Source organism: Pseudoalteromonas sp. APC 3893, from assembly GCF_030408095.1.
In the GTDB taxonomy this organism is placed as follows: Bacteria; Pseudomonadota; Gammaproteobacteria; order Enterobacterales; family Alteromonadaceae; genus Pseudoalteromonas.
Genome location: NZ_JASDCD010000021.1, coordinates 49,254 through 68,846 on the forward strand (window position 1 = coordinate 49,254; position 19,593 = coordinate 68,846).

The following is a 19,593-nucleotide window of genomic DNA, read 5'->3' on the forward strand; positions in this document are numbered from 1 at the left end:
TTTAATCAATAAAAACAAAGTGACTGCTGTTAATCATGACTATATTGAACTAACAACGGAGGCTAAAGTTAAAATTGGCAAATCATATAAAGAACTTTATCGCACACTGCTTTAAACTAAGGATAGTAGCTGCTTTGCAAGCAGCTTATGTGCTTTATAAGGCCAATGTACCCCCTCACTTTCACAAGCACCGATAAGTGAAAAGGCATCAATAAATTCACACGTGTGACGATCACCGGCGGCTTTGAACTCAATGGATAATTGTTCAGCTTTTTTACCTGCACCTGCGTAAATGCTTTTATAACTTCCCACTTCATGAACCTTGGGCGGGCTTATAATGATTATCTTTGGTATTTTTTTACAGTGATAAAAGGCTTTGATGGCTAAAATTAACTCCTCAAGCGCTTTGCCAATATCGATAGCAGACAGTGCAAAACGTGCTTTTAAATCATTGGTGCCAAGTTGAATAATAACAACATCCAATGGCTGCGCTTCAAGGTAAGGCTTAAGATATTTAACCCCTGATTTATCTCCACTAAAGGGTGGATTATTCACTAATGTGCGATTTGGCTGCCCCGCTTCAATAACTAGATATTCTGATCCTAGTCGCTCTGCTAGTATGCCCGGCCAGCGTTCATGCGCAGGCAGGCGCTTCCCATCAAGCGGGGAGACTCCAAAAGTATTAGAGTCGCCAAAGCAAAGAATATTCATTTTTAAAACGGATTCAGTGTATAGCCTTGTTGCTGTAACTGAGCGTGTGCAGTCATCGCTGAAAGTGCCATTTGCACTCCAGATATTAATTGTTCAGGCTTTACTTTCATATGCGTTGCTGACTGCCCACAGAGATACACTTGGGTGTTATTAGCAAGTAGCTGTTTGATCAAAGATTGGGTTTTGTTATCTTTATCAAAACGGGCTTTATAAAAGCTGTTTTCAAGTACATCAACACTCGCGCCACCATGCACTACTAAAGCCAACTGAATATTCTCCGGCTTTACACCATGAGCAACATGCATATTTATAAAACGCGCTAACGAATTAATATGGTTATTTTGCGCGCCCTTTTGTGCGCCATCCCCTACATCAAACGCTATTTTAAACTGGGCTTGGCTTAAATCAGATTTATGGTTTGGCACATTATAAAAATAACCATAGTCTTTAATAACAGGTGCAGGCTCTGCCGCTAGAGCACTAAAGCTAGTTAAAAGAAGGCTAAAACCAGTAAGTAACGTTTTCATACATCATCCTTTTTTACTTTTTGTTTAGCCTACCCTAACGCTATTTAAAGTAATTAACTAGCCTGAACATGTGAATGCGTTTTAAAAGTCATCCCTAAATAATTAAATGTATGCTTAAACATATCAATAAATGCATGTGGCGCAGAAGGAGAAGCTGCATTAGACAAAATTGAAAACTGCTTTTGTCTTAAGGTTCTTAGCTTAGGTTTTAACGCCTCATCATCCATATAATCAGTAATTCTATCCATAAACGCCTTCATTTGTGGGGTGGTGTTATACCAATAAATAGGTGAGGCTATAACCCAATGCTCAAAGCTCAGCAACTGTTCAAATAGAGTGTAAAAATCATCTTTAGGGTAATTTTTGTCATACCGATACGGCGAGATAACAAAGTCATCAATACAAAAGCCTTGCCCGCCTTCCTTAGCTATATAATTGCTGACTTGTGTACTAGTGTTACCTGATTTACGCGCACTTGAATAAATTACGGCGGTGGTATTCGTTGATTTCTCTTGCATTTGTATCACTCCTTTTTTTATGATGGAGCAAAGCTTAAAACCTCAAGTTAAGTTAAGGTCAATAAGTAATAACTATATTTTTGAAAAAAGGACGTATACCGATGACCGTACAACAAAAAAAACTCACCGAAGCAAACTTAACCGTAGGCTTTGTCGCCAAGCGCAGTGGTGTAAAAGTCTCAGCCCTTCATTTTTACGAAACCAAAGGGCTGATCCGCAGTTTGCGTAACAACGGCAACCAACGCCGTTATAAGCCTGATGTGTTACGCCGTGTGGCGGTCATCAAAGCAGCGCAAGCAATGGGCATAACGTTAGAGGAAATAAAACAAACCCTCGCCACACTACCCGATGAACGCACGCCGACCAAAAAAGACTGGTCAGCACTATCTAAGCAATGGCAAAGCCAACTAGACGAACGTATTGCCTTTATGCAACGCCTACGTGAGCGAGTTGATGGCTGTATCGGTTGCGGCTGCTTATCAATGGACAAGTGCCCAATTTATAATAAAGACGATTACTTAGGTGAAGAACAAAGTGGTGCAGTACTTTTAAATAAAAATTAAATACTCACCCCACCTACCCCTAAATTTTGCCCTTAATGAATATTTACACCTTAAATGTAGTAAAAATCAAACAGCTGCTACCTAGTTAAAAAGATTACATAAAACCCTAAAATAAAAACATGTGTTTACAAAACTTTACAGCAAGGTTAAATAATTGTTAACCGAAGCTTTACTTGTTCCTTTTTTATACTATCTTTTTGAGTGCGTTTCAAACAATAACCATCCAAAAAGGATTAAGTAATGCGTAAATTAAGTTCTCTAAGTTTTGCTGTACTAATCGGTTTATCTGCCGGCCACACTCACGCTGCTGAGCTAATGTCTGTCGACACAAACCGAGCCATTGAAGGTAAATATATTGTTGTGTTTAAAACTCCTTCAGTGTTAAATATTCAAAATAGTGATGCGATTGCAGATTTTGCTAGTTCCCAATCTGCAAGTTTAAGCAATATCTATGATGTTGATATTGCCCAAGAGTTCGGTGGTGTTCTAAACGGTGTTGTCGTCAATGCATCAGCACAAAAAATACAGCAAATGCTAAATAACCCAAATATAGAATACATTGAACAAGATCAAATGATGTCAGTTAACCCTTTGGCGCAAACAAATGCAAATCAGCCAAATGCGATATGGGGCCTTGATCGTATTGATCAACAATCACTCCCTTTAGACTCTAATTATTATTATGATTATGATGGCTCCGGTGTTACTGCCTATGTTATTGATACTGGTGTGCGTGTAAGCCACAATGAATTCGGTAATCGCGCTACACATGGTTATGACTTTGTTGATAATGACTCAGATGCGACGGATTGTAATGGCCATGGTACACACGTTGCGGGCACCATTGGTGGCAGTGCATACGGGGTTGCGAAAAATGTAAATATAGTCGGTGTAAGAGTACTTGGCTGTAATGGTTCAGGGTCAAACTCGGGTGTAATTGCTGGTATTAACTGGGTAAAGAATAATGCATCAGGACCTTCGGTAGCCAATATGAGTTTGGGTGGCGGGGCATCACAAGCAACTGACGACGCCGTAAATAATGCTGTTGCAGCAGGGATTAGCTTTGTTGTAGCCGCCGGGAACGACAATAGTAATGCATGTAATTATTCGCCTGCACGAGCCGCAAATGCAATAACAGTCGGCTCTACAGCCAGTAATGATAGCCGCTCTAGTTTTTCAAACTACGGTAATTGCTTAGATATCTACGCACCTGGTTCAAGCATAAAATCGGCATGGTATAATTCTAATACCGCAACAAACACCATAAGCGGCACATCGATGGCTTCTCCTCATGTTGCTGGTGCAGTGGCATTGTACCTTGATGAAACCCCCAGCCTAAGCCCTTCACAACTAGAAACAATGCTAAGTCAACGAAGCACTAAAAACACAGTATCTGATGCAAAAGCGGGCTCTCCAAATGAATTGCTATATACATTAGACGGCGGTGTTATTGAGCCACCCATTGAAAATGAATTAAGTAATGGGCAAACAGTGAACGTCTCAGGGGCACAAGGATCGAACACCTTTTATAAATTGGTTGTACCTACTGGCAGCAATTCTCTCACCTTTGATACTAATGGTGGCTCCGGTGATGTTGATTTATATGTACAAGCAGGGCAAAAGCCTTCAACAAGCAGTTATAGCTGCCGACCTTATAAAAATGGCAACACAGAAAATTGTACTTTCAGCAATCCACAAGCAGGTGATTGGTGGGTTATGCTCAATGGCTACAGTCAATACAGTGGTGTGAACTTAACAGGGTCCTTTAATGGCGGGTCATCTTGTGGCAATAATTGTTTAACCAATGGCGTACCTGCAAATGGCCTTGCTGGCTCGCAAAACCAAGAACTCGTCTATACCATTGATGTACCAGCTAATGCCACATTAAACGTAAGTATGTCTGGAGGCTATGGTGATGCTGACTTATATGTCCGTAAAGGCGCTCAACCCACAACAAATAGCTATGACTGCCGCCCTTATTTAAGTGGTAACAATGAAACCTGTAGCTTGAATGCGGGACAAGGTGGTAAATACTACATTATGCTTCGAGGATACAGCGCATTCTCAGGCGTCAGCATTGTAGCAACCTACTAACTTCATATAATAACTTACATTAACTACAAACCAATTAAGGCCTATTTTATAGGCCTTTAAAATTTATATTTACTGTAAGATTACAAGTCAACCATCAAAAATGAAATAAATTTTTGCCACAACGTTTTGCCAAATTTGATTTCACTTTCAGGTTTTATATTCTCTGCGTATTTCCAAGGGAGCTTGAATATTTCAGGTGGATTAAGTTTTTTGATTGGTTTACCCATTAAAAGATTATCGAGCTGCTCTTCATCATTAAATTCTTTTCTAAGCTCGTCATCCGCTTTAGACATTTTTTTTAAAAAAGACTTATCAACGCGATACCAAAAGTACTTAAGGCGACCATTGGCTTTATCAAATTCAGCAGTGGTTTTATCAAACTCTCGATAATATTCAAATTGTGGGATATCTGCTAATGGCTGAGTAACATCCATGAAGTTTTGTAATAATTCCCAATGAATAAACCCACTGCTTATTAAGTTTGCTCCAGTCCTATCATAAAAAAATTTCCCTGATAATGTAATGAAGTAATGCCTCTGTAAGGAAAGCCGCTTCCAGGATTATTTTCCACACAATAGTCAGCATTAAACTCTTCAAAAAGCAATTTATCTTGTTTGCTACTTTGTTCATTAGATATGGTTACAGAACCATCTTTACGATGAAATACCCCCCCTGAGGACACTCTACTCCGGATAGCTTTCCAAATAGTTAGATTAAATAATTTAGATCCGCTCCAAAATATAAAAACAAATAAAAAAGATTCAAACGCTAGTTCAATACGACCAAATAAAGTGAAAAAAAAACGGTAGAGTAAATAAAAAAAACAAAATACCTAAATGTGCTATTATCCAAAAAAGACTAATAAATCCGTTATCTTACTCCCTTTTGTAGGCAAATTAAGAATAAGCTCATCATTTCCTAAAACTTTTCTATAATATTCAGCTTTCCCTGATAAGTTATATTTATAAGCTGAATCTTGAAAACTATCAAAGCAATGTCCAAAAACATTTCCTCTTGGGTATAACGCTTGCTTACTTTGATAACGGCAATACATAGAGTCACGCTCATCAGTCGCTATTTCATCTCTAAATTTTGCATATAGCTTACCTCTATAAGCTATATCAGCATATTGATCAAGCATATTCTACCTCCTTTATTATCCATGCTTTGTCTGGTATTTCTCCATCTTCCCAATCATTGCGATCATCTATATCAACGTAAGGCAAAGTGACATGTTTATCTAAGCGATATTGTACTTTTACTTGCCAATCGACTTCAAAGTGTTTTGGCCACATTGATAATATTGGAATAGTATATTTAAACCCAGTGATAGCCCCTGATTCAGTGTTTTCTTTTTGGATTATTTGCCAATTTTTATGATCGTAGCGGAATTCCTGCTCAAAGTGTAAAAGCCCCTCGTCCTCAATTTGATAAACTTGAACGAATACCTCTGATTGCCCTAATGCAAAGTTTGGCGTGTCTATATCAATAGTCAATTGGCAATGGGTATCGGTGAGTTTTTTTACACCTAACGTGACACTTGGGTTCATCCATGTACCTACTAATGCGGCATAACACTCTTTGGGTTGAGTGTGCCATTTTTTATAGCTACCAGTGCAGCGGTCATCTTCATCTTTCGCAAAGGGGCCATTTTTAGACCATGTTTCTAATTCATTATCGGTGACTAATATAGCAATAATCAAGCCGACTGCGATTATTGCCTAAAGTATCCCCAGAATTAGCCTTTATATATCAATGAACTAATAGTATTAAAAAATGTGGAATGTGAGGGAACATTCATGGTGTTTTGTGATCTTATGAATCGCCAAAAACAACAGAACTAAACACCATGAAAATATCATTAAACAAGACACCCACTTTAATTTAGTAAGCAAAGCTGTGTCACTAGATTTGTTTTTTAGGTTAATAATTTATTCTTTAAGATTGCGTTACTTCTTTTCATCTACTAAATAAGCCATTTTCACCTTTAAACCTAAATTACACACATAAAAATAACTGCATTGATGCAGTTTTAATTTTTCTACTGAGTAATTTAACGTTTATGCTAATAGCTTTCCACAGTTACTAATATTCGCGCGTCGTTTTCTATTTAAATTTTCACAGTAGCCTGCTTGTGATGATGGCCTACCAACAGCACCGTGAAATACGCGTGTAAATTGCGTAGTCAGTTTTAGCCAGTTTTTTGGGGATATATTTAACCTTTCTAACAAAGGAAGGTTTATATTATCAATATACCCGCGTTTATCCTCTCGCATTATTCGTCCTGTTAATTCAACCAGTTCAAGGTACGATTTAAGCTCAAACGGTAACCCTTTTGTCATTATTTGACGCGACATACCTGCAAAGCGAAGTAACTGTTTAGGTTGCTTACCTTCTATTGCACTTGTTAAGCGCCTTTGAACACTTGTATGGTCAGAGTCTTCTGGTGTATTTGCCATTTTGGCTCTAATAGGGTTTAAATCTACATACGCCATACAGGCCGCAAGTGCGGCTTCATCAAGGAGTGCTTGAGATTTAAAGCGACCTTCCCAGAACCTACCTGTGCAGTTATCTTCTTTATTTGCTCTACGAGCAATATTTTCATTCAATAAGCGCATAAACCAGCTAATACTTGATAAACGTTCGCGGTATTGTTTGACTGTTTGATTAAAAAAGATAAGCTCTGCTTTACTTAGCTTTCCGCCTTGTATGTATTTTTGCGTAAGTAACGTGCCTTTACAGAGTTTATGCCAGCGAATGACAATCGCTTTGTCATTTAATCGATTCGCTTTTTTATCATCTACATACAGCACTATATGGGTGTGGTTACTCATTACTGCATAAGCACATACATCAATACAAAATACCTTCGCTAATTCAAGTAGCTTATCTTCAACCCAGCCTCGTCGATGTTCGTAAGACTTACCCGTAAAGTGGTCTTCGCCACACAGAAAGGCACGTCGAACACACCGTGAAACACAATGATAATATTTCGTATCAACCAAACTTACTTGACGCTTTCTTGCAATTGCCATAAGACACCCTGCTTGTTTTTTGCACTGAAAAAAGTCTAGTACTTAGTTTGCCAAACTGCAAAAATTAGGATGGGTGTCTTGTTTAGTTTTGCCGCCCATTTTATTTATGTAATCCCATGACCATTGCACCCTTGAAAATGCAATTTGCAAATCAGGCACATCGGCACTGGTACTTGTAGATAATAAACCTATTGCCCTTGTTGGAATGACCAGTTCAAATGAATCGGCTGTATTAAACGAGCGAAAGTTTTTGTCATGCTGTAGTCTTAAGTCAACTTCACTTAATGCTCCTTGTGGTAGGGCTGCCACTTCACGCCACAAAAAACCATTTATGAATATATAAAAATAACCAATAGCCTCGCCTTCTCCCAGTTTATCTTTTCCTTTAAACATTGGAATAAACTCAGCTTTACCTGCTTTGCTTTTATCAAGGCTTGGGTCCTTAAACACCAGTAAGTCGACAGCCACTAAATCTGGCAACTCTACGACCTGTTTAGGTTGAGACTGCTTTTGTGTCGCAGCTTGACCATACGGGATCACACAGGTTTCACCGCCTAGAGTTGGCATTTTTAAATCAAGCGCACACTGCTGGCTATCATCTGCAATTTTAGGCTTATGAACATATTGTACCGTCACATTACTCTCCTTGATTCAACATGCGAGATGATTTTTGCTCGCCTTGCGAGACTTCTAAATGACCTTGCCCTAATAACTCTGAACTTGACGGTGCATTCACGTTAAAAACGGCCTCTGCTGCGTCTTCGCTGTGAGTATCTAAATCCCTTACTTGCACGCTCAATCCTCTTGGGGCGGGGCCACCTGATTGCGCTAGCGGCATAGGCGGAGTGTTTTTTGAGTTTGAAATCATTAAATCCCCTTGGCGTACCGCGGGTTTGCCTTCGATTAATACGTTGAACGAGCCTATTATAAATTCTGCTTCGCCATCATTGGTGCCGCTGACTATGCCTTTTTTATCACCAGGGGAGTCCCCTGAGCTTTGTGAAAAAGTACTATTTATATTAGCTGCGCCATTGCCGTTTACTTTCACTGAGCTGGCAACGCCGGTTACATCACTTGATTGTGCTTTGTTTGGGTAAGGAATTGGCACCACGCTTGGCCCTATTTGAGTTAAGCACACATCTACCGTCATGAGTTTACCGCCGCTATCTGCGTGCACGGCAGTGCGGCCATTTATAAGCACATTTTGCCCTGATACTGCTTGTACTTGGGGTGCTTGTGATTGAGTGTCTTTAGTGAGTTGCTCTTGGTTGCCAGCTTCCCAGCCAATGTGACTCGATACCAAATCTAAGAATGCTTGCGCGTTGCTTATGGGTTTATTTACATCCATATTAGTTTGCGCCTCGGTCCACGGTAAAATAGGTTCGTTTTTTTGGCTATCCCATTGTGGTGGAATGATGTAATCCGATATAAAGGTGTTTACCATTTCACTGAGGGTTTTCTCGCGGTATTTTGGTCTGGCAATCTCAGCTAAAAAGGCGGCGTCACCATTTGCTTTGTCTTCAAAAATAGCGATACCGTTAGCTTTACCTAATGCACCATTACTGCGAGCACTGTTATTTTAGCCCAATTAAAGTAGGGTTATTGTGACGCCAACGTGGCGATAAACCTAGGCGGCACTTTTGCCACCTAGGTTTGAATTCCTTTTCTGATTGTTAAAGAGCGACAGTTAGTTAACCAATTTGAAACTTTGTGTTTATGGAAAATAGAAAGCTAAAGTTTTTTATATTGACTTCCACAGTTTACAAGTCAACCATCAAAAACGAAGTGAACTTTTGCCACAAGGTTTTCCCAAACTTGATCTCACTTTCAGGCTTAATGTTATCTACATATTTCCACGGGAACTTAAAAATATCTGGTGGTGTTAACTTTTTAATAGGTTTACCCATCAAAAGGTTATCAAGCTGCTCTTCATCATTAAACTCTTTTAAAAGCTCATCATCCGCTTTAGTTATTTCTTTTAAAAATGACTTATCTACTCGATACCAAAAGTACTTAGGTCGACCATTGGCTTTATCAAATTCAGCGGTGGTTTTATCAAACTCTCGATAATATTCAAATTGCGGGATATCTGCTAAGGGTTGGGTGACATCCATAAAGTTTTGTAATAATTCCCAATGTACAAAAGCAGAACTAATTAAGTTAGCACCTGTCCAAGCATAAAAAACATCTTTTTTAAAATGCAATAATGTAACCCCCCTTAAAGGAAAGCCACTTTGCGGATTGTTTTGAACTTTATAGTGAGCATTGAACTGTTCAAAAGGTAACTTAATTTTTTGCCCATTACTGCCTTTGTAGGTTGACCAAACAAGTCCTGTTTTCCGCTCGAAATTTACACGCGTATGCGTAACTTTTTTTCTTACTAGTTTCCACACTGTTAAATTGAAAAGCTTTGATACCCCCCAAGCTAATAAAAATAAAAATAATGCTCTAGTCGCTTCTTCTGTATCAGCAAATAAGAATAAAAATAGCGGAATTGTAAATAAAAAGAGTAAATTAACTAAGTGAGCAACCCCCCAAGAAAGTAATAGTACGTCAGTAACCTTTCTCCCTAAACTAGATAAACTTAGGACATGCGGATCACTACCAAGAATATTTCTATAATGTTGAGCTTTCCCTGATAAATTATACTTATAATCGGAGTTTTGAGAACTGTCAAAGCAATGTCCAAACACTTTACCTCTTGGGTATATTGCTTGCTTACTTTGATAGCGGCAATACATAGTCTCTCGCTCGTCAGTCGCTATTTCATTTCTAAACTTTGCATCTTGCTTACCCTTGTAAGCAGTTTCAGCATACTGCTCAAGCATATTCTATTTCCTTTATTATCCATGCTTTGTCTGGTATTTCTCCATCTTCCCAATCATTGCGATCATCTATATCAACGTAAGGCAAAGTAACATTTTTATCTAAGCGATATTGTACTTTTACTTGCCAATCGACTTCAAAGTGTTGTGGCCACATTGATAATATTGGAATAGTATATTTAAACCCAGTGATAGCCCCTGATTCAGTGTTTTCTTTTTGGATTATTTGCCAATTTTTATGATCGTAGCGGAATTCCTGCTCAAAGTGTAAAAGCCCCTCGTCCTCAATTTGATAAACTTGAACGAATACCTCTGATTGCCCTAATGCAAAATTTGGTGTGTCTATATCAATAGTCAATTGGCAATGGGTATCGGTGAGTTTTTTTACACCTAACGTGACACTTGGGTTCATCAATGTGCCTACTAATGCGGCATAACACTCTTTTGGTTGAGTGTGCCATTTTTTATAACTGCCAGTGCAGCGATCATCTGCGCCTTTTGCAAAGGGGCCATTTTTAGACCAAGTTTCTAATTCGTTATCCGTTACCAAAGTAGCAATTATCGCTATAAGTAAACCGATGACAATAATTGCCCAGCCTAAAGGCGTTGTGAATAATGCTGTTCCTAAATAAATAAAGCCAGCTATGGCGACTGCACCACTCAAAGCGTGAAAAAATGCAGCATCCGTATCATTTTTATTTGCTGCTTTAAAGCTGTCTATAAACGATAGAGCAGCCGTTATTAGAATCCCAGCCCATCCTAAAACCCTTGCAAATGTAGTAGATACACCAAAAAGAACCACTGAACGCTTCATTAATCTGGAAAGAGTTAACACTCTTAATGCTGCTACCTCTAAAGTCAGTGTTGATAAGCTGAATACTACATTTATTACGTCTAAACCATACTTGATATCAAGCTTCTCTCCAGCCTTAAACTTTTTAATCATCTCATTAGCATTAAACATTTCAAACGCTAACATCACCATTGGTAAGTTGTGCTCTAGAACTCTCACACCTTTGAGTTTAACGTTATCAACGGCACCTAGCTTAAAGTCAGGGTTATCATACGCTTTTGCATACCTATGGGCCTTGGGTACAACAACAAGCTCACCTTCTATCGAATCATACCTACCAATTAAATCGTGATAATCTGTCCAGTTTTTTGGATTAAAATAGCCTTTATTGCTGCCAAATGACTTAGGGTCTTCAGAGGCGATTACATTATTTTTACTATCATAAATCGTTACTGCATTTGGCGGCGGATTTTTCACGTTTTCACGCAGCATTGCGCGCCTTTGCTGCCTATTGTTTTGCGTGCGCTTATAATTGGTTATGCCTATTACTGATGGGTTATCGCCTAATACAGCCCCTGCTTGTTTAACATGTATATCTGCAAAGTCACTAATTCCAAGCGCTTTGTTATATGACACCATCAAGTTTCTAATTTTTACAGTATGCGGTTTTAAAACGCCGTTTTGATATTGACTCGCAACACGCCCCCACGCACCTGTTAAATACCCTACCGCATCTTTTGCTTTTCCAAAAAACTCTTTTAAACCTTTATTAGCTAATAAGCTGTCTTGCTCTTGCTTTTCTTCGATCAACTTTTCATGAATGCGCTTAAACTCTTCAAATCTAAATTTAGCTTCGCCGTTATTTTTTTCTTCAGGCAACGTGTTTAATACAACACTCCCCGGCTGATTTATATCAAAATACCCTTCTGGGATCATAAAGCAATCAGATAACCAATTGCCTTGTTCAAACGTTGCTTTTAAAAAGCTTTCTATTGCACTTGTGGCTTTATTTATATTATTTTTACGCTCGTTTTCAACGGGTAACTTTTCTTTCCAAGGTCTAAATACGCCAGCTGAAACATCGTCAATACTCAATATATTTAATACGTTAGTGATAAAGTTAAAGCCAAATAGGTAATCTACATTTTCAAGGGCTACCCAATCATTCATTACTGGGGCTAAACCAATATAATCACTTTGTTTAGACGTTAAAGGTGAATCGTTATTTAAGTCTTGCAAAAAATCAACAAACTCTTTTTGTGCAATAGGCAACTCTTTAAGGAGCTGCTCTAACTTATCACTTGAAAGATAGCTTTCTAAATAATCTTTATCTAAGTGTTTTGCACCACTTCTTAAAAATTTTGCGCCAGAGCTTTTATCTGTATGGTTAAGCTTTGGCATTGCATACTTCGAAGGATAATAAATTGGATTTTTTTCAGACAGTTGATGTAATTCATCATTTAACATCGCTTGATAAGCTAGCACACCTGAATCATAGTGTTTTTTATCTGTTAGCTTTTTATTCTCAAGCTGTAACTGTAAAAAAATCATTTGGCACTTATTCAACAGAGAAAGCGCTATGCCACCCGGATCATGTATTGTAATTTGGCCTTCACGCTCTGCTACTGCTAAATCAATTTGTTGACAGCGAGCGTTGCGTAATGAATCAGCTAATCCTTGGTCTTCAACATGTGTAGGTGCAGTGGCGTTAGCACTTTTTTGTCTTGGATCATCTTTGTACAGTCCGCCGAGGCTTACAATATACTGCCATGACCATTGGACGATGGAAAAAGCAACGTGTACCGTGGGATCACTAAGTGAACCTGGTTCACAGTTTAAACCATTTGTTTTCTTAGGCAGCAGAATTGTTTGGGTAACTAAACCCGAATATGAACGCTCGTTTTTGCCAAATTCAGTTGCCAAATCAACTTCAGATAAACAACCATTGTCAACAGCTGCAATTTCACGCCATAAATAACCATTAACGAATATATAGTAAAAACCGTTTAAGTTACTAACAGGTCTCTCGTCCTCGCCTAACACCTGAAATTGCGCAGGTTTAGCTTTGTTTTTATCAAGGGACGCTTCAGTAAAAACGGTTGGTTTTACCGAAATAAATTGCGCTTTATTGTCATCACTTGGCGGATTATCTAAAGTATGAGAGTCAGCATAGCCGAACGGTATATATGAACTTCCACATTCACCCTTTATCTCTGAATCTAATTTAATTAACCCCATATTAAGCACCTGCTGTAAAATTAATTGACGCGTTTTCACCACTGATATTTTGCTTATCCGCAATTGGCACTTTTTGCTCATTTGCACCTTGCGTCGCTCTTATTGCACCAAGCGATGCATCGTTACTATCAACCCCTTTTACTAAAACACTTGCTCCGTGCGTTGTACCAGCATCACCCAAACTATCCCTCACTTGCACATTCAACCCTCTTGGGGCGGGGCCGCCGGATTGCATCAGTGGCGCAGGTGGGGTGTTTTTTGAGTTAGAGATCATTAAATCCCCTTGGCGTACCGCGGGTTTGCCTTCGATTAATACGTTGAACGAGCCTATTATAAATTCTGCTTCACCATCATTGGTGCCGCTGACTATGCCTTTTTTATCACCAGGAGAGTCACCTGAACTTTGTGAAAAAGTACTATTTATATTGGCTGCACCATTACCGTTTACTTTCACTGAGCTGGCAACGCCGGTTACATCACTTGATTGTGCTTTGTTTGGGTAAGGAATTGGCACCACGCTTGGCCCTATTTGAGTTAAGCACACATCAATCGTCATGAGTTTACCGCCGCTATCTACGTGCACGGCGGTGCGACCATTTATAAGTACATTTTCACCTGATACAGCTTGCACTTCAGGTGCTTCTGACACTGTATCTTTAATAAGTTGCTCTTGATTGCCGGCTTGCCAACCTATGTGTGTTGATACTAAATCTAAAAATGCTTGCGCGTTACTAATGGGTTTATTTACATCCATATTAGTTTGCGCCTCGTTCCACGGCAGTCTGGGTTCGTTTTTTTGGCTATCCCATTGTGGTGGCGGGATTATGTAATCAGGTATAAAAATATTGACCATTTCTCCAAGGTTTTTTTCGCGGTACTTTGGTCTGGCTATTTCGGCTAAAAATGCAGCGTCACCATTTGCTTTGTCTTCAAAAATAGCGATACCGTTAGCTTTACCAAGCGCCCCATTACTGCGGGCACTATTATTAAGCCCTAGCAATGTCGGATTATTGTGTCGCCAACGTGGCGATAAACCTAGGCGGCACTTGTGCCACCTAGGTTTGAATTCCTTTTCTAATTGTTAAAGAGCGTTTGGCCTGTGGCAGGAAGCCTGTTTTTATATAACCTAAATCACAGAAGTAAAATATTGAGATCGTAGGCACGTTTTGTGTTTTTCTCTAGCAATACGGGGTCATCACTAAAGGGCGCGATAACATAATTAACCTCATCCATTGGGTATTTTTTTTCGCCATTAATATCCGTATGAAAAACATATTTATAATTATTTTTTATCTCGGGATCGAGGGGGTAATTATCCATATAGGGGCCAATTTTATTGCCCTTCCAAACTGTGCTATATCCTTTGTCGAGGTAATCCTGAACAGACTGCAGAAGCCCAAAGGGGATTGGTTTATTTTTATCCATAAATTCCGTTAATAATGTCCACGATTGACAAGCTCCATCGTAACTATCAGCAAACGCGACTATGTATTGGCAATCCCTTTTACCATGTTTAGGGTATTTTTTAGGGATTAAACTTGTAACAGGCATGCCTCTTCCCAAGCTAAAGCCTAACGAGCCTCGATACATCTCAACTTCTTCAAATGGGATCACAAGTTCTGGGTTACCACCAAACGCAGGGAAGTTCACATTACCGGTTTTTCGGTCAAACACGACGGAGGTTGCTCTGGGGATTTTTGCTTTACGGTGGTAAATAAAAGCAATTATTAATAACAAAACTTGTCCTAGGATAAACAAAGGGTGTAAAAAATGTGCACCTAAAAACTGCTCCATACTGGCAGCTTTAAATAAAGTCGTAATTTGCATAAAAATTGAAACACCAAAAAAAACTAATGCCGTAAAAACGGTAGCAGTTTGGAAGATATCCCTCATACTTGATATTAATAATACGCCGTAATAACGACCATCAGTTGAATATATATCGTTTACTCCTAACAAGTTGTCATAATCGACTTCCACTTTTCGGTAGTATTTTCCCATGTCAGTTGGTTTTTTAGGGGGGCGTAATTCTGATACTTGCTCGGTGTTTATCATAATGTTATTCAAGTCCTAATTCTTCTTTTAGCGCATAATTCCATAGTGATAAATTCACTTCGGTTGTGAGCCATTTATTTGGTTTTTCAAGCTCGCCGTCTTCATCGCGTTTTGATACTGGTAATATAAATTTATTATCCTCAAAGGCAGTGCTCACTGACGCCCCTTTGCCCTTAGGATACGTTTTCACTCGCAGTCTAAACGTGATTCTGGTTGTGTTGAGCGCTTTAAATATGGCGGCGCAGTTATAGAAACTTAAGATGACCATCTTAACTATTCAGGCTGAATGTCGTTTTTATTTTTTAATTTGCGCGGCGTAAAGCCGCGCCTACGCAAATTTAAATGACTGTTTATTATGTCGCCATGTGACAGAGCCACCAACGTGACGATAAACCTAGGCAACACTTGTGCCACCTAGGTTTGAATTCCTTTTCTGATTGTGAAAGAGCTACGATCAGTTAACCGATTTGATATTCTGTGTTTTTATGGAAAATAGAAAGCTGAAGTTTTTTATATTGACTTCCACAGCTTACAAATCAATCATCAAAAATGAAGTGAATTTTTGCCATAGTGTTTTACCGAACTTGATCTCGCTTTCAGCTTTTATATTATCTGCATATTTCCATGGGAATTTAAATATATTCGGTGGTGTTAGCTTTTTAATGGGTTTACCCATCAATAAGTTATCAAGCTGCTCTTCATCATTAAATTCTTTTCTAAGCTCGTTATCCGCTTTAGACATTTCTGTTAAAAATGACTTATCAACGCGATACCAAAAGTACTTAGGGCGACCATTGGCTTTATCAAATTCAGCGGTGGTTTTATCGAATTCTCGATAATATTCAAATTGAGGGATATCTGCTAAGGGTTGGGTTACATCCATAAAGTTTTGTAGCAGTTCCCAATGAATAAATCCACAAGATATATCATTATTATATGTAACTTCATATCTGGCACTTCGAGTAAAATGTAAGAGTGTAAATCCTCTATAGGGAAACCCACTTTTTGGGTTATGCGACACCTTATAATGAGCATTAAACTCTTTAAATGGTAAAGTATCGAGTTTTCTAGAGCTATAATCTGGCACACTTACCCCACCTGTTAGGCGATTAAAAACAACAGCTAATTTAATTTTGTGGCGAAATACTGGCCAAACAAATACATTAAACAGTTTTGATATAGCCCACGCTATAAAAATATATAAAACATAATCAAAGGCATTTTTATAATCTCCAAGAACAAAACTCACAAACGGAAAAGAAACAATTAAAAATAACAAGGTAAAATGTAAAATGACCCACGAAAAAACTAATACATCGATATAATTAGTAGCATTTGAAGATAACGCCAATTCAATTCCATGTTTCTTTCGACATAAAATTGAGCGGTACTCTTCACTTTTACCACTTAAATTATACTTATACTCTGACTTTTGATCATTATTATAACAATGCCCAAAAACGCTTCCTCTTGGGAATAGCGCTTGCTTACTTTGATAGCGGCAATACATAGAGTCACGCTCGTCTGTCGCAATTTTATTTCTAAACTTTGTTTCTTGTTTACCACGATATGCGGTGTCTGCATACTGCTCAAGCATATTCTATTTCCTTTATTATCCAGGCTTTATCTGGTTGCTCACCTTTACCCCAGTTATTACGCTCATCAATATCCACATAAGGTAAAGTAGTATTCTTATCTAAGCGGTACTGAACTCTTACCTGCCAATCAACTTCGAAATGTTTCGGCCACATAGATAATATTGGAATTATATATTTAAACCCAGTGATGGTACGGGATTCAGTGTTTTCTTTTTGGATTATTTGCCAATTTTTATGATCATGACGAAATTCCTGCTCAAAATGTAAAACTCCCTCATCTTCAATTTGATAAACTTGAACGAATACCTCTGATTGCCCTAAAGCAAAATTTGGTGTGTCTATATCAATAGTCAATTGGCAATGGGTATCGGTGAGTTTTTTTACACCTAACGTGACACTTGGCTTCATTAATCCGCCTACTAATGCGGCATAACACTCTTTTGGTTTAGTCTCCCATTTTTTATAACTGCCAGTGCAGCGGTCATCTGCGCCTTTTGCAAAGGGGCCATTTTTAGTCCAAGTTTCTAACTCGTTATCGGTGAGTAATGTAGCAATTAACGCAATGATCAAGCCGACTGCGATTATTGCCCACCCCAATGGTGTAGTAAATAATGCAGCACCTAAATAAATAAAACCTGCAATAGCAACAGCACCACTCAGTGCGTGGAAAAAAGCTGCATCTAAATCATTTTTTCTAATAGATAAATATGTATCAATTCCAGCCAAAACACCTGTAATTATTATTCCTACACCTCCAAAAATCCTAGATACCAAAATTTTCCTGTTTATTACTTTTACACTCGACTTTAAAAAACTGTCTATTGATGCAACTCGAAATGATACAAACTCTAAAGATAAAGTAGCCAAATTAAGAACTAAATTGATTACTTCTAATTTAAACTTACCATCTACTTTATCTCCAGCCTTAAACTTCTTAATCATTTCATTAGCATTAAACATTTCAAACGCTAACATCACCATTGGTAAGTTGTGCTCTAAAACCCTCACACCTTTGAGTTTGACTGTATCAACGGCACCAAGCTTAAAATCAGGGTTATCATACGCTTTTGCATACCTATGGGCCTTGGGTACAACAACAAGCTCACCTTCTATCGAATCATACCTACCAATTAAATCGTGATAATCTGTCCAGTTTTTTGGATTAAAATAGCCTTTATTGCTGCCAAATGACTTAGGGTCTTCAGAGGCGATTACATTATTTTTACTATCATAAATCGTTACTGCATTTGGCGGCGGATTTTTCACGTTTTCACGCAGCATTGCGCGCCTTTGCTGCCTATTGTTTTGCGTGCGCTTATAATTGGTTATGCCTATTACTGATGGGTTATCGCCTAATACAGCCCCTGCTTGTTTAACATGTATATCTGCAAAGTCACTAATTCCAAGCGCTTTGTTATATGACACCATCAAGTTTCTAATTTTTACAGTATGCGGTTTTAAAACGCCGTTTTGATATTGACTCGCAACACGTCCCCACGCACCAGTTAAATAACCAACAGCATCTTTAGCTTTACCAAAAAACTCTTTTAAACCTTTATTAGCTAATAAGCTGTCTTGCTCTTGTTTTTCATCTATGAGTTTTTGATGTATAAGCTTAAACTCTTCAAATCTAAATTTAGCTTCGCCGTTATTTTTTTCTTCCGGCAACGTGTTTAATACAACACTCCCCGGCTGATTTATATCAAAATGCCCTTCTGGGATCATAAAGCAATCAGATAACCAATTACCTTGCTCAAACGTTGCTTTTAAAAAGCTTTCTATTGCGCTTGTGGCTTTATTTATATTATTTTTACGCTCGTTTTCAGCGGGTAACTTTTCTTTCCAAGGTCTAAATACGCCAGCTGAAACATCGTCAATACTCAATATATTTAATACGTTAGTGATAAAGTTAAAGCCAAATAGGTAATCTACATTTTCAAGGGCTACCCAATCATTCATTACTGGGGCTAAACCAATATAATCACTTTGTTTAGACGTTAAAGGTGAATCGTTATTTAAGTCTTGCAAAAAATCAACAAACTCTTTTTGTGCAATAGGCAACTCTTTTAGGAGCTTTTCTAACTTGTCACTTGAAAGGTAGCTTTCTAAATAATCTTTATCTAGATGTTTTGCTCCACTACGTAAAAATTTTGCACCAGAACTTAAGTCTGAATATCCCTCTTTTTTAGTTTTTATAGGCGTCATCGAAGTTCGATGCGGGAATATATAATGATCGCGCATCACTTTTTCATGTAAATCATCATTTAGCATTGCTTGATATGCAAGAACACCTGAATCATAGTGCTTTTTATCTGTTAGCTTTTTATTTTCAAGCTGTAACTGTAAAAAAATCATCTGACACTTATTTAACAGAGAAAGCGCTATGCCACCTGGATCATGAATTGTAATTTGGCCTTCACGCTCTGCTACTGCTAAATCAATTTGTTGACAGCGAGCGTTGCGTAATGAATCAGCTAATCCTTGGTCTTCAACATGTGTAGGTGCAGTAGCGTTAGCACTTTTTTGTCTTGGATCATCTTTGTACAGTCCGCCGAGGCTTACAATATACTGCCATGACCATTGGACGATGGAAAAAGCAACGTGTACCGTGGGATCACTAAGTGAACCTGGTTCAC

16 protein-coding genes and 2 pseudogenes are annotated in these 19,593 nt (G+C 38.4%); 2 read left to right on the forward strand and 16 right to left on the reverse strand.

What is annotated here, in order from left to right; genetic code table 11:
* Positions 1-111: 111 nt before the first annotated feature.
* The 3 genes from QMA12_RS18110 to QMA12_RS18120 are packed head-to-tail and all read right to left on the reverse strand — an operon-like array spanning position 112 to position 1,756.
* The gene (locus QMA12_RS18110; protein ID WP_290210992.1) at positions 112-711 is read right to left on the reverse strand and encodes a GDSL-type esterase/lipase family protein; all 600 of its coding nucleotides are present in this window, start codon (positions 709-711) and stop codon (positions 112-114) included.
* A gap of 2 nt (positions 712-713) precedes the next feature.
* The gene (locus tag QMA12_RS18115; RefSeq protein ID WP_087533184.1) at positions 714-1,238 is read right to left on the reverse strand and encodes a DsrE family protein; all 525 of its coding nucleotides are present in this window, start codon (positions 1,236-1,238) and stop codon (positions 714-716) included.
* A 53-nt stretch (positions 1,239-1,291) separates the two neighbouring features.
* Positions 1,292-1,756, reverse strand: a complete 465-nt coding sequence (locus QMA12_RS18120) for an NAD(P)H-dependent oxidoreductase (RefSeq protein ID WP_087533183.1) — start codon at positions 1,754-1,756, stop codon at positions 1,292-1,294.
* Between the two features lie 101 nt (positions 1,757-1,857).
* Between QMA12_RS18120 and soxR the strand changes: the two genes are divergently transcribed.
* Both soxR and QMA12_RS18130 read left to right on the forward strand, forming a co-directional pair.
* Complete coding sequence (gene soxR, locus QMA12_RS18125) at positions 1,858-2,319, forward strand: redox-sensitive transcriptional activator SoxR (RefSeq protein WP_290210993.1); 462 nt, start codon at positions 1,858-1,860, stop codon at positions 2,317-2,319.
* Between the two features lie 240 nt (positions 2,320-2,559).
* On the forward strand, positions 2,560-4,413 hold the full coding sequence (locus QMA12_RS18130; RefSeq protein ID WP_290210994.1) for a S8 family serine peptidase: 1,854 nt from the start codon (positions 2,560-2,562) through the stop codon (positions 4,411-4,413).
* Between the two features lie 80 nt (positions 4,414-4,493).
* Here the strand turns inward: QMA12_RS18130 and QMA12_RS18135 are convergent, their stop codons facing one another.
* From QMA12_RS18135 to QMA12_RS18195, 13 genes and pseudogenes are all read right to left on the reverse strand, one after another.
* Positions 4,494-4,847, reverse strand: a complete 354-nt coding sequence (locus tag QMA12_RS18135; protein ID WP_290210995.1) for a hypothetical protein — start codon at positions 4,845-4,847, stop codon at positions 4,494-4,496.
* A gap of 410 nt (positions 4,848-5,257) precedes the next feature.
* Entirely contained in the window at positions 5,258-5,554 is a 297-nt protein-coding gene (locus QMA12_RS18140) for a hypothetical protein (protein WP_290210996.1), read from the reverse strand.
* The gene (locus QMA12_RS18145) at positions 5,547-6,116 is read right to left on the reverse strand and encodes a hypothetical protein (RefSeq protein WP_290210997.1); all 570 of its coding nucleotides are present in this window, start codon (positions 6,114-6,116) and stop codon (positions 5,547-5,549) included. Before QMA12_RS18145 ends, QMA12_RS18140 begins: the two co-directional genes overlap by 8 nt.
* Before the next feature lie 357 nt (positions 6,117-6,473).
* A complete protein-coding gene (locus QMA12_RS18150; protein WP_290210998.1) occupies positions 6,474-7,448 on the reverse strand; it encodes a transposase in 975 nt (324 codons plus the stop codon).
* A gap of 42 nt (positions 7,449-7,490) precedes the next feature.
* Positions 7,491-8,084, reverse strand: coding sequence for a hypothetical protein (locus QMA12_RS18155; protein WP_290210999.1), 594 nt, complete (start codon positions 8,082-8,084; stop codon positions 7,491-7,493).
* A gap of 1 nt (position 8,085) precedes the next feature.
* Positions 8,086-9,061, reverse strand: a pseudogene (locus QMA12_RS18160) (DUF4150 domain-containing protein); the annotation flags it as partial.
* 147 nt (positions 9,062-9,208) lie between these two features.
* Positions 9,209-10,276, reverse strand: a complete 1,068-nt coding sequence (locus tag QMA12_RS18165) for a hypothetical protein (protein WP_290211000.1) — start codon at positions 10,274-10,276, stop codon at positions 9,209-9,211.
* Complete coding sequence (locus tag QMA12_RS18170; RefSeq protein WP_290295291.1) at positions 10,269-13,304, reverse strand: hypothetical protein; 3,036 nt, start codon at positions 13,302-13,304, stop codon at positions 10,269-10,271. The genes QMA12_RS18165 and QMA12_RS18170 overlap by 8 nt, the downstream gene beginning before the upstream one ends.
* A gap of 184 nt (positions 13,305-13,488) precedes the next feature.
* Positions 13,489-14,325 (reverse strand): annotated as a pseudogene (locus tag QMA12_RS18175) (DUF4150 domain-containing protein); the annotation flags it as partial.
* Between the two features lie 110 nt (positions 14,326-14,435).
* Positions 14,436-15,359, reverse strand: coding sequence for a hypothetical protein (locus tag QMA12_RS18180; protein WP_290211462.1), 924 nt, complete (start codon positions 15,357-15,359; stop codon positions 14,436-14,438).
* Positions 15,360-15,363: 4 nt separating this feature from the next.
* Positions 15,364-15,516, reverse strand: a complete 153-nt coding sequence (locus tag QMA12_RS18185) for a hypothetical protein (RefSeq protein ID WP_290211463.1) — start codon at positions 15,514-15,516, stop codon at positions 15,364-15,366.
* Positions 15,517-15,888: 372 nt separating this feature from the next.
* Positions 15,889-16,956 (reverse strand): hypothetical protein, encoded by a 1,068-nt coding sequence (locus QMA12_RS18190; RefSeq protein WP_290211465.1) that lies wholly within the window; start codon positions 16,954-16,956, stop codon positions 15,889-15,891.
* Positions 16,949-19,593, reverse strand: a 2,645-nt coding sequence (locus QMA12_RS18195) for a hypothetical protein (protein WP_290295293.1), incomplete at its 5' end; no start/stop codon positions are given. The genes QMA12_RS18195 and QMA12_RS18190, both read right to left, overlap by 8 nt.

Coding starts and splice junctions, on each gene's coding strand:
- QMA12_RS18110 (WP_290210992.1), bottom strand. CDS start 711: ATGAATATTCTTTGCTTTGGCGACTCTAATACTTTTGGAGTCTCCCCG.
- QMA12_RS18130 (WP_290210994.1), top strand. CDS start 2,560: ATGCGTAAATTAAGTTCTCTAAGTTTTGCTGTACTAATCGGTTTATCT.
- QMA12_RS18135 (WP_290210995.1), bottom strand. CDS start 4,847: ATGGATGTTACTCAGCCATTAGCAGATATCCCACAATTTGAATATTAT.
- soxR (WP_290210993.1), top strand. CDS start 1,858: ATGACCGTACAACAAAAAAAACTCACCGAAGCAAACTTAACCGTAGGC.
- QMA12_RS18140 (WP_290210996.1), bottom strand. CDS start 5,554: ATGCTTGATCAATATGCTGATATAGCTTATAGAGGTAAGCTATATGCA.
- QMA12_RS18165 (WP_290211000.1), bottom strand. CDS start 10,276: ATGCTTGAGCAGTATGCTGAAACTGCTTACAAGGGTAAGCAAGATGCA.
- QMA12_RS18115 (WP_087533184.1), bottom strand. CDS start 1,238: ATGAAAACGTTACTTACTGGTTTTAGCCTTCTTTTAACTAGCTTTAGT.
- QMA12_RS18150 (WP_290210998.1), bottom strand. CDS start 7,448: ATGGCAATTGCAAGAAAGCGTCAAGTAAGTTTGGTTGATACGAAATAT.
- QMA12_RS18190 (WP_290211465.1), bottom strand. CDS start 16,956: ATGCTTGAGCAGTATGCAGACACCGCATATCGTGGTAAACAAGAAACA.
- QMA12_RS18180 (WP_290211462.1), bottom strand. CDS start 15,359: ATGATAAACACCGAGCAAGTATCAGAATTACGCCCCCCTAAAAAACCA.
- QMA12_RS18120 (WP_087533183.1), bottom strand. CDS start 1,756: ATGCAAGAGAAATCAACGAATACCACCGCCGTAATTTATTCAAGTGCG.
- QMA12_RS18170 (WP_290295291.1), bottom strand. CDS start 13,304: ATGGGGTTAATTAAATTAGATTCAGAGATAAAGGGTGAATGTGGAAGT.